The sequence below is a fragment of the Polaribacter sargassicola genome (genome assembly GCF_021991835.1).
Taxonomy (GTDB): Bacteria; Bacteroidota; Bacteroidia; order Flavobacteriales; family Flavobacteriaceae; genus Polaribacter; species Polaribacter sargassicola.
Genome location: NZ_JAHDAU010000032.1, coordinates 1 through 487 on the forward strand (window position 1 = coordinate 1; position 487 = coordinate 487).

A 487-nucleotide genomic window follows, 5' to 3' on the forward strand; every position below is an offset into this window, starting at 1 on the left:
GCCGTCGCCGATGTCATCGAGACGCTCAAAGGCGCCGACTTCTACGTTCCCAAGCACGAGCTGATCTTCGAGGCCATCCTCTCGCTGTACTCGCACGGCGAGCCGACGGATGTCGTCGCCGTCACCGATGAGCTGATCAAGACAGGGGAGCTCGGCAGGGCCGGCGGCGCCGACTACCTGCACACCCTCACCTCGATCGTGCCCACCGCGGCGAACGCAGGCTATTACGCGGGCATCGTCTCGGAGCGTGCGATCCTGCGTCGCCTGGTGGACGCCGGCACGCGCATCGTTCAGCTCGGCTACGCGGGTGAGGGCGATGCGACGGACATCGTCAACAACGCCCAGGCCGAGATCTACTCGGTCACCGGATCGGAGACCGCCGAGGACTACGTGCCTCTCACGATCGCCGTCGACGCGGCGGTGGAGGAGATCGAGGCGGCCAACGTCCGTGACGGCACGATGACCGGCATCCCGACCGGCTTCCGTG

General features: G+C 66.9%; 1 protein-coding gene. It reads left to right on the forward strand.

Annotation, left to right across the window (positions count from 1 at the left end; genetic code table 11):
- Positions 1-487, forward strand: a 487-nt coding sequence (locus KI686_RS17350; protein WP_497801189.1) for a replicative DNA helicase, incomplete at both ends; no start/stop codon positions are given.